This is a genomic window from Moorena sp. SIO1F2 (genome assembly GCF_010672755.1).
Classification (GTDB): domain Bacteria; phylum Cyanobacteriota; class Cyanobacteriia; order Cyanobacteriales; family Coleofasciculaceae; genus Moorena.
Genome location: NZ_JAAHFV010000233.1, coordinates 1 through 10,421 on the forward strand (window position 1 = coordinate 1; position 10,421 = coordinate 10,421).

Annotated in this window: 11 protein-coding genes; 3 read left to right on the plus strand and 8 right to left on the minus strand. The window is 43.5% G+C overall.

Features of this window, described 5'->3' with window-relative positions; all coding sequences use genetic code 11:
* Positions 1-599, plus strand: a 599-nt coding sequence (locus F6J94_RS23075) for a hypothetical protein (protein WP_293044492.1), incomplete at its 5' end; no start/stop codon positions are given.
* A 231-nt stretch (positions 600-830) separates the two neighbouring features.
* Positions 831-1,892, plus strand: coding sequence for a catalase family protein (locus tag F6J94_RS23080; protein ID WP_293044494.1), 1,062 nt, complete (start codon positions 831-833; stop codon positions 1,890-1,892).
* On the opposite strand, the gene F6J94_RS23085 is transcribed toward F6J94_RS23080, so the two are convergent.
* Positions 1,872-2,006, minus strand: coding sequence for a hypothetical protein (locus F6J94_RS23085; protein ID WP_293044496.1), 135 nt, complete (start codon positions 2,004-2,006; stop codon positions 1,872-1,874). The genes F6J94_RS23080 and F6J94_RS23085 overlap by 21 nt on opposite strands.
* Between F6J94_RS23085 and F6J94_RS23090 the strand changes: the two genes are divergently transcribed.
* Positions 2,005-2,160 (plus strand): hypothetical protein, encoded by a 156-nt coding sequence (locus tag F6J94_RS23090; RefSeq protein WP_293044498.1) that lies wholly within the window; start codon positions 2,005-2,007, stop codon positions 2,158-2,160. The genes F6J94_RS23085 and F6J94_RS23090 overlap by 2 nt on opposite strands.
* Here F6J94_RS23090 and F6J94_RS23095 read toward each other — a convergent pair.
* The 7 genes from F6J94_RS23095 to F6J94_RS23125 form a co-directional block, all read right to left on the minus strand.
* Positions 2,133-2,912: a hypothetical protein gene (locus F6J94_RS23095; RefSeq protein ID WP_293044500.1), complete on the minus strand. Its 780-nt coding sequence runs from the start codon at positions 2,910-2,912 to the stop codon at positions 2,133-2,135. The two genes, F6J94_RS23090 and F6J94_RS23095, sit on opposite strands and share 28 nt — an antisense overlap.
* 64 nt (positions 2,913-2,976) lie before the next feature.
* A complete protein-coding gene (locus F6J94_RS23100) occupies positions 2,977-4,443 on the minus strand; it encodes a hypothetical protein (protein WP_293044502.1) in 1,467 nt (488 codons plus the stop codon).
* A 121-nt stretch (positions 4,444-4,564) separates the two neighbouring features.
* Positions 4,565-5,773 carry a hypothetical protein gene (locus tag F6J94_RS23105; protein ID WP_293044504.1) on the minus strand — a complete coding sequence of 403 codons (1,209 nt, stop codon included), beginning with the start codon at positions 5,771-5,773 and terminating at the stop codon, positions 4,565-4,567.
* A 366-nt stretch (positions 5,774-6,139) separates the two neighbouring features.
* Positions 6,140-7,222, minus strand: coding sequence for an ABC transporter ATP-binding protein (locus F6J94_RS23110; RefSeq protein WP_293044506.1), 1,083 nt, complete (start codon positions 7,220-7,222; stop codon positions 6,140-6,142).
* 43 nt (positions 7,223-7,265) lie between these two features.
* A complete protein-coding gene (locus F6J94_RS23115; RefSeq protein ID WP_293044508.1) occupies positions 7,266-8,144 on the minus strand; it encodes a carbohydrate ABC transporter permease in 879 nt (292 codons plus the stop codon).
* On the minus strand, positions 8,144-9,025 hold the full coding sequence (locus F6J94_RS23120; protein WP_293044510.1) for a carbohydrate ABC transporter permease: 882 nt from the start codon (positions 9,023-9,025) through the stop codon (positions 8,144-8,146). The genes F6J94_RS23115 and F6J94_RS23120 overlap by 1 nt, the downstream gene beginning before the upstream one ends.
* Before the next feature lie 101 nt (positions 9,026-9,126).
* Positions 9,127-10,398, minus strand: coding sequence for an ABC transporter substrate-binding protein (locus F6J94_RS23125; protein ID WP_367142258.1), 1,272 nt, complete (start codon positions 10,396-10,398; stop codon positions 9,127-9,129).
* Between the last annotated feature and the right edge of the window lie 23 nt (positions 10,399-10,421).

Here is a 10,421-nt window from a genome sequence, read left to right on the forward strand (position 1 = left end):
ACTTTCGAGTCGATACTAATTACTTAGTCACCGATGTAAATGGCGATGGTGAGTCTGATCTAGTCGAGCTTTGGAATGATACAGATAGTTTCTTTGCTGCGACTTGGATTAGTGATGGTCAGGGTGATTTTGACTTCGGCGGTAATACCAGAGTAGGGGACTTTCGAGTCGATACTAATTACTTAGTCACCGATGTAAATGGCGATGGTGAGTCTGATCTAGTCGAGCTTTGGAATGATACAGATAGTTTCTTTGCTGCGACTTGGATTAGTGATGGTCAGGGTGAATTTGATTTCGGCGGTAATACCAGAGTAGGGGACTTTCGAGTCGATACTGATTACTTAGTCACCGATGTAAATGGTGATGCTCAGTCTGATCTAGTCGAACTTTGGAATAATACAGATAATTTCTTTGCTGCGACTTGGATTAGTGATGGTCTGGGTGGATTTAGCCTCGGCAGTAATACACAAGTAGGGGACTTTCGAGTCGATACTGATTACTTAGTTACCGATGTAAATGGTGATGCTCAGTCTGATCTAGTTGAACTTTGGAATAATACAGATAACTTCTTTGCTACTACTTGGTTAAGCATTGCTTAACCATTAACGTAGTAAGCTAACCTAGGGTGGGCAGTGGTTGAGAGAGATTAGATTAGCAAGCCAATGAAATTACTAGACACTGCCCACCTAAAAACTAAATACTTAAAAAACAAACGATAAAACTAAATACTACTCCCTACTCCCTACTCCCTACTCCCTACTCCCTACTCCCTATTCCCTACCCTGATGCTATAATACTAAAAAGCCAAAGGAGTAAAAGAGGCGACAGCGATGACTAAATTAGAAATTGGTCAAGAAAACGTACCGCCGGATGAAGAAGAAGCTACTCGTGAAATTGCTCAAATCAGTGAACGACTTATTGACAAACATCCTCCTGTAAAACGGGGAGAACATCCCAAAGCTCATGGTTGTGTTAGAGGAGAATTTATCATTGACCCTAACCTCCCTAACGATGATAAGATTAGAGTTGGTATTTTTAAAGAACCAGGTAAGCGTTTCCCCGCTTGTATTCGCTTCTCAAATTTCAGTGAGCAGAAGGATACCAAAGGTGATGCCCATGGTATGGCGGTTAAACTGATGGGTGTACCAGGAGACAAAGTCTTGGAGGATGAAAAATATGAAGAAACCCAAGATTTTTTGCTAATAGACCACCCGCTTTTCGTAGTTCGCAATGCCAAAGACTACATTGAGTTTTTTGCAGAAATTGAACGTTCTGGAAGCCGGAATCCCATAAAGTTTTTCATAACTGGACTTAATCCATTTAAATGGCGCTGGCGTGAGATCCAGATCGGACTACGGATTCGGTTGTCTAAGATTCGCAGTCCATTAGAATCTCAATATTGGAGTACAACTCCATACAAATATGGGTCAGGAGCGATTAAATTCTCCCTGAAGCCTTCTCCTGATAATATCTCAACTAGTTCTAAGTCGATTCCTAAAACAGAAAACTATCTCCGCGACGCAATCCGAGAACATCTCAACAATAAAGAAGCTTGCTTTGATTTCTTAATTCAGTTTCAGACCGATGCCGATAAGATGCCAATTGAAGACCCCACCATTGATTGGAAATCACCCTATCAAAAAGTAGCTACTCTCAAGATTCCTGCTCAGACCTTTGAATCCCCTGAGCAAATCAAATTTTGTGAGGATTTGTCCTATACCCCATGGCATTCTCTACCAGAGCATAGACCTTTAGGGGGAATTAACCGTCCTCGCAAGCAGGTTTACGAGTTAATTTCTCGGCTACGAAACCGACTGAATAATGTCCCCCATAAAGAACCGACAACAGAAGAATTTTTCTCGATTTTTCCCCTAGATGTCTTGCCGAAGTAGGGAGTCGGGAGTCGGGAGTCGGGAGTCGGGAGTCGGGAGTCGGGAGTCGGGAGTCGGGAGTCGGGAGGTGTGGGAAGTTTGGGGAGTTTGGAGAGTTTGGAGAGCAACTGGCATGGAAATCCCCAAGACCTCACTGCATCGCTGCTCCGAAGCTCCCTTTTCCCTCTTGCCTATTGCCTATTGCCTCTTGCCTACTCCCTACTCCCTACTCCCTACTCCCTACTCCCTACTCCCTACTCCCTACTCCCTATTCCCTCGATCTGGGTGACCAAACCATGTCCATTGGCGATCGCTAGGCATATTGTCTTCTATTGTTTGTACAACGTCTCCCATGGTTGCGTCTTGGGCAACCCAACCGCCATCGATATCTGGGAAATCGAGCCGACAGTTCTCGCACTTTTTGTCATTGTAAAAGCGGATCGGACACCAGAAAGATTCGACATTCCTCAACATTTCAGCACCAAGGGAATACACCCCAGTCATCCAGTCACAGTAAAGGCACCAAATTAGATCATGACCAACTAAGCCTTCAAACTTCTGGCGACTGACATTGACCCATTCATTGTGCTTGTAACTTGGGAAGCCGAGTAACCAGATTAGGAATGGATACAAGGCTATTTCAGCAAGGCGAATCAAAAAAAACACTGGCACACTGACAGCTGTCACCCATAATGCCAAGTGGTTTCGCCACCAGCCAAACCGCTGATTGAGGTAGCTAACAATTCTCGGTCCTTTTACTGCCTCAGAATGGACTAATTCATGAGCAACAATCCACAACTGTAGCGCTAATATTTGACCCACTAGGGCAGCCAAAACCCCCACCCAGCCTAAAAGTAGTCCACTGATCACCCAAGGAATCCACACTATCACTGATAAGATCACGTCCAGCCCAGGGGCTTGTATAAAGGATTCCGAGATAGTCTTGCCTAGCTTACCGAGCTGAGGCATTACGGTTAACACGGAGATCAACCCAATTTCCAGGGAAAAAACTGCTGCAAAGGTTAGAGCAAATGGAATCATAATAGTTTAGATGCACTATTTAGATGCACTATAGTAGTTTTGAACAGGTCTGGCATTGGACAATTTAACCACAATTAACCATAAATTGCATGGCGGTGATACTTGGCATAAAAAAGTATCCACCCCCCTTGACGGTTACAAATCGAGGTAGGTTATTAATTCGTTTACGAATCAGTGAACGCTGAATGGTCATATGAGCAGAACCGTCATTATCTCCGATGATCGGGTCTTTGTTATCATATAAACTGTTAAATCGAGGATTGTTACACCAAGTTTCCTGAAGAAACTCAAATTGACGCCTAATATTAGCATTAATACTGAAGAAATGCAGTCCCCGGGGCTTGCCATCATCCTCGATATCCACAGGCAACTCACCGTTTTCGATATGATCGATGGGGAATAGAGGTTCTCCGTAAATAGCCCCCCGTCGAATAATCCGATGCCGATTGGATAGTTTAAAGGAATCCTCTGGGGTGGCATCTAGAAAGGAATCTCTGGGGTTGCTACGACGGATGTGAGCACCGATGGGGCAACGATAACCCTCCTTATCTTCTGGTAAGTACTTGAACTGATTCTTGTCCTGAATCTCTGGGTTATCCTGGTCTGGGGCAAGCACTAGGGGGGTACCACTGGGCCAACGTCCTACTAACTTAGCGGCAAGCAAGCTCATGGTTGGAGCATGGGGACAACCCTCGCCATCATGTCCTTGTTGGGCAATATATTGCCAAAAGCCAGCTACATCCTGGGCTAGCTTCCGGTATACCAAGTAAGTTCCATGACGTCCGAAATCTTTGAACTCTGACAGCTCTGTACCTGGAAAACTGGGCAAGATGTTATCACTATCCTGGTCTACTGGCACAGATGGGGTAGCAGGCAAGAAATCGTATTGATTTGGATAGCCCAGGATAAACTCTCCAGTCTTAACCACATCTTGATTAGGGTTTTGGTTGTTTCGAGTCCCCTCAATGATCGGCTGGGAAATACTGTCGTTAAAACCGAAATGCTCCTTATTACTAGGAGCTCTAAACCCAGGCTCTTCTGCCACAACCACTAGACTATCGTCTTGATCTTGAAGCAATTGGTTGCGCTGCTGGGCGAGGCTTTCGGGGTCTAATCCATAAAGGATCAACAGCATATGAATCTCTTCATTATTTGCTCCACCGACATCCCATTGATCTGGAGCGCTTTCTGCCGTATCTCCTAATATACGAGAACGTTTTGAAGTAGCTATCCCTTCGATTAATTCCCTGGAAAATGTTTCGAGAGTGTGCTGTGGTAGGTTAAGAGCTTGCAATCCTTTGTGGGTAAAGGCAATATTCAAGGTATATTCAGGTTTTTCCGTGGTTCCATCTGGTCGTTTTGGCCACAATTTAGCTGTGGTGATTTCCGGGAGAATAGTCTTTAACCATGCCTGAGCTTGTTTAGGGTTCTTGATTTGAACAAATAAATATAAGGCATAGCGTAGATGCCCATAACCACTCAATATCATTCCCTGAATATCTTCCCGTGCTTCTGGCGTTAATTCTGACATGGTCACTTCCCTCGTTTCTGGGTTTAGAGTTACAGAGTTATCTCTGAGTTATCGCTGCATCCAGCTGACGATTAATTATTCTATTCAGTAGATCTATCAACAAACTGTTATAAACAAACCGTTAGAGCAGTTTTAACCATTCCTCAATCGCAGCTCGATCAAAATTTGTCCCGATCATTTTGCTAATTTGTTGGTCTCTCAAACTAGTTTGGACAGTTTGCTCAGGATAGGCACTGTAGTAGAATAGGGATGGGGTTTGGTAATCTCGGAAATATTGTTTGAACGCCCCAATATCCTGAGCGCCTCCCTCTGGATAAGTCATTGTATTGTTCCAAATGGAGTTTAATCCGTCGCTGGCTCGATCAACAAAATCATTCAGATAATTATCCCAGGAACCATCGTAATTACTTAAAAATAGTAAACGTTTACCTTCATCAATAATCAGCCAACGGGCAAAATGAATTGTAGTGATATTAACTAGGGATGCTGGTGGAAATAGATATTGTCCAGCCCAATTAACTAGAAATAATACTATCTTCAGACGCTTGATTCGCTCAGGCTTAATGTCTACAAGGTGATTCATTGAGTTCTGGACAAAACGATCTTCTGCGTTGGCCAGAAGCTGACTTTGAGCGAGATCAGCTTTCACACTAGTATATTGTCCAATTTCACTTCTATTTTCCGGTTTGCCCAGTATGCTAGCCAGAAAATTTATTATAACCAACAGGATTTCGCGAATTAGGTTCAAGGGATATTGAACCATATCTACCAATCCTCTCAAGATCTTTAATCCATTCAATCCCACAACTTCCCACCAAGTATTAGTTTGAGAAACCTGGGCAACTTTATCTAAAAATGGCTTGACTCCTGAACAATCTAGGTAGTTAGCTACATCCTTGAGATTTAATAAATTTTCAATATGTTTCCGAATTGCAATGTAGTTCTTGAGGCTTTCGACTGTTTCATTACGAAAGGCGATGTAGAAAGCTTCGGGCTGATAGGAGTGTTGGTTAATAAACTCAGAGAATTGTGGCTTGCCGGTATAGCCTTGGCATTTTTCCCATAGGCTATCCATTCCTGGTGATATCTGAATTATTTCATTTAGGTAGCTATCTAATTCACCATCATAATTGCTGGAAAAGAGCAAGCGCGGTCCATTATCAGGATCATTGAGGATGGCAAAACGCGCCAAGTGGGTGTTACGGCTCTCAGGAAAGCGAACATAGGGATTATTTGCTGGATCCGAGTCAATGGCTTCGAGAATTGATTTTAGAGCTGGCTCTTCTCCAGGCTTGATCTTGACAATAACAGTCAGGGGGTTTGGGGACATTTTGCCCTCCATTTAAAGAATGATTAATTAATAATGGGGTTTGGTCGAAACTAAGTTTATGGTTTAGCTTACGGTTTAGCGATCGCGTTTAACCCTATCTAGCTTTAGACTAGATAGCATTTACGAGTTGATGTCACTGTAACTTGATTACAATCATCATTAATTATACCCTATTTAGTTTATCAAAATTAGTTTTAACTGTCAAAATATAAACATTGTTTACATTACTCTCCTCTGATCGCTGCCCTCTCCTTGCTAGGGTTCGATTTTCTACATATTTCTTAATATTTTAAGCTAATTGTTTCTGCTATACTCAGTAAAGTTAGGGTAAAATGCAATGCTCTCAAAGAGCCGCTACGCGATTCTCTAAAGAGACGCTACGCGAACGCATGTTTCACTATCAAACCAGTGAATCGACTCGGGTGGTATTGCCAGGGTAACCTCTTCTGTTTCCCAAGTTAAATTATTCGGTAATAAGGCTCGGATGCTGAGAGAGTCTGACCCCTTAACTCGAACACTAATTAAATTATGCATCCCTAGATTTTCCACCAGGTAGATTCGACCCTCAATCCTATATTTATCCTCTGGTTGAGCTAGGGCGACATCTTCTGGACGGATACCTAGAACAATCTGTGGCGGAACTTGAGGCAAATTTGGCAAAGAAATTTTGACCTGACCCAAGAGGGCATAATTCCCCTGACAGTGAAGTGTCAGTAAATTCATTTGGGGAGAACCCACAAAACTAGCCACAAACTGATTTGCTGGCTGGTTGTAAATGCCCTGGGGTGTATCTAGCTGTTGCAGCTTACCCTCAGATAACACCGCAATCTTAGTTGAGAGGGTCATTGCTTCGGTTTGGTCATGAGTCACATAAACCACCGGTGCCTTTTGAGCAACAAATAGCTGCTTCAAATCCGCCCTAACTTGCTCTCGCAGCAAAGCATCCAAATTACTTAGAGGTTCGTCCAACAAAAACACAGCCGGTTGGCGCACCAATGCCCTGCCCAGAGCCACCCGCTGCCGCTGACCACCAGATAGCTGACTAGGCTTACGCTCCATCAAATTTTCCAGTCCCAGTTTATTCGCTACCTCCTGCACCAGGCTCTGAATTTGGTCAGAAGGGACTTTATGGAGTTTCAGACTAGCTGCCATATTGTCATATACGGTCATATGAGGATAGAGAGCATAGCTTTGGAAAACCATAGCGATATTGCGATCGCCTGGTCTGACATGAGTAACATCCCGTCCATTGATAATTACTTTGCCATGGGTGGGTTGCTCTAATCCAGCAATGAGTCGCAGCATCGTAGATTTACCACATCCCGATGGCCCAAGTAGGGTCAGAAATTCTCCTTCATCGACTTGTAAGCTAATGTCTTTAACTGGGATGACGTTACCCTTGTTAGTCTTGTAGATTTTATTAATATTATGTAGCTGTAGTTTAGGCATACTATCGTCAACCTTCAACCTCCAAACCTTCAACCCCAAAGAGTTAACCCTTAACTGCTCCCGATGTTAAACCTTGGACAATTTTACCTTGGAAAAACATTACTAATACCACTAGGGTAAATGTTCCTATAACTGTCATAGCAGCAATCGCACCGTAGGGAATCTCTTTCCCTATAGAACCACTTAACTGAGCGGCAGCAACGGGAAGGGTTTTCATGGATTCTTGGCTAATGAAAGTGAGGGCTAAAATAAATTCATTCCAAGCAAAAATAAAGGTAAGTATTCCTGTGGTTACTAAAGCTGGAACGGTTAGGGGTAACAAAATTTGGATTAGCATTTGCCAGGTGCTATAGCCATCTACTTTAGCAGCATCTTCTAGCTCTCGCGGTAGCTGTTGAAAAAAACTTCGCATCACTAATATGGTGAGAGGAAGATTGATAGCTGTATAGGAAACAATGAGGCTTAAATAATTATTTCCTAGTTGAAGAATCTGGATAATTTCCAGGAGTCCTAGGAATATCAAAATAAAGGGAAATAAGGTAATAATTATAATCCCGGCAAGGATGATTTTTTCTCCCCTTAGGGTTAACCGTGCTAAGGCGTAAGCAGCGGGAGTTCCTATCCCTAAACACAATAGTGTGGAAGCGATGGATACGAAGGCGCTGTTGAAAATATAGTGGACTAGGGGGCGCAGGGTAAATAAGTTTATATAGTGGTCAAGGGTATACCGTGTGGGGAAGTAAATATTGGGAAGGGAAGAGATATCTTGGTTGACTTTGATGGAAGTGAGGAATTGCCAAAGGAGTGGTGCTAGGCAGAAAATGACCAATAAGATGATTCCTAGGGGGAGGATGATTGGTTTGATAATGTTAATTTGTTTTGTTTTGGGTTGAGGGGATGATGAGTTAGGAATAGTAGTCATTACTTCCGTAAGGTTAGCGCTATAATTACCACGGTGGTTACCAGTATCAAAAAGGTTACTACCACAAGGGCAGCACCATAACCAAAGTCTAGATAATCCATAACAGTGGTATAGATGTAGAGAGATACAACTTCTGTCGCTCCTCCGGGACCACCTCCAGTCATCACTTTGATCAGGTCGAAGACTCCGAATGCTTGGGCAAAGCGGAACAGTAGGGAAATTAGGATTTGGGGCGTCAATAGCGGTAGAGTAATTTGCTTGAAACTTTGCCAGGGTGTAGCACCGTCTAGGGCATGGGCTTCGTATAGGTCTTGGGGAATAGACTGCAAGCCAGCTAGGAGTAAGATGCTGATGAAGGGTGTAGTTTTCCAAACGTCTGCGGCAATCACTGCCATCATCGCTGTTGTAGGGTATCCTAGCCAGTTGATTCCGTCTTCAATAATACCTAGACGCAGTAAGATATCATTCCAAACCCCAAACTGGTCATTAAACATCCAAGCCCAGACTAGACCGATCAAAGCAGTTGGCAATGCCCAAGGCAGGATGGCGATGGTGCGCACAATACCCCGTCCTTTAAAGGTTTGATTCAAAATTAATGCGATCGCAATTCCTAGCACCAGTTCCAGAGCAACAGATACTGAAGTGAAAATCACAGTATTCCAGAGACTGTGCCAGAAGCGACCATCCCCCATCATTCGCCCATAATTATTCAGACCAGAAAAGACCGGTTGTAGCTGTGTCCCTAGGTTCTTAGTGAACAAACTTAACCAGAACGAACGCAAAATAGGATAGCCATAGACTAGCAGGAGTAGTAACAATGCTGGTGTTACCAACAGCCACCCTGTCCTTTGCTCCTGTGCTGCTATCGGATCAGTTTTCATTCTTAATTCTTAATTCTTAATTCTTAATTCTTAATTCTTAATTCTTCATTCTTAATTCTTCATTCTTAATTCTTAATTCTTAATTCTTAATTCTTAATTCTTCATTCTTCATTCTTAATTCTTCCTTCTACCGACAACAGCCTACGAGTTTCATCAGCTGCTGCTTTCATCATTTTTTCAGCACTGAGTTTGGGATTAGTTAGCACAGCGTTGAGGTACCGTTGTAAAATATCCGATACCTGGGAATATTGGGGAACTGGTGGACGCAACACAGAGCCCTCTAACACCTCTAGCAATTTTGGATAGTAGGGATATTTCTCAACAATCTCTGGGTCTGCAAACAGCTTCCGTCGGGTTGGCAGATAGCCAGTTTCCAGAGTATACCGACGCTGGGCTTTCTCACTGGTGAAATAGTCAATAGCCCTCCAGGCTTCCTCAGGATGTTTGGAAGATTTAGCAATTCCCAAACCCCAACCTCCTAAGCAAGAACCAGGTTTGCCACCAGGACCATGAACCATAGGGCTAATGCCAATCTTGCCTTTGACGTTTGAACCCTCTTGATTTGCTAATGACCAAACATAGGGCCAATTCCTCAGAAATACCGCATCCCCATTTTGAAACAACAGTCGTGTTTCTTCTTCCCGATAGGTAGTGACACCAGGGGGTGAAATCCCTTGTTTGATGGTGCTGCGCAGAAACTCTACAGCTTGAATCGCTTCCGGTTTATCCAAACCCACTTCCAAGGTTTCCGGGTCAACCCAGAAACCACCAAAGCCTGCAAGTATCTCCACAAACATGGCTGACAACCCTTCATATTGACGACCTTGCCAAAGATAGCCCCATTTTGGATCATGGTTTTCCTGCAATTGTTGGGAAATGCTGACCAACTGCTCAAAAGTTTTTGGGGCTTGGAATCCAGCTTGCTCTAGCAAATCCTTACGATAGTAAAGCATACCACCATCGGAACGGAATGGTATGCGGTATAGTTTCCCCTGGTAGCGTCCTGAATCAACTGCTTTATCCAGAAATTCCTTTAAATACTCCTTAGTAACCCGGTCTGATAGGTCTAGTAACCACCCTGCAGCGGCAAATTTAGGAGCCCAAATCACGTCCATGTTAATCAGGTCATAGGGTGAGTTTCCTAAAATGAAAGCCGACGTATAGAGGTCTTCTGTTAAGTCAGAGTTTAATGGTCCTTCGATCAGTTCCATTTGAATATCTGGATTCTCTGCCTCAAAATTCTTGACCAGTAGTTCCTGCCAATAGGAAAATTCCCCCGCTCCCATCAATAGGGTGAGTTTCACAGGGTGCTGGGTCAGTGCTGGTAGTGCCCAAAACTGGGACAGGAGCACACTGGCAACCAGGATTCCCAAAAGAATCAGGATTACGACAGGTA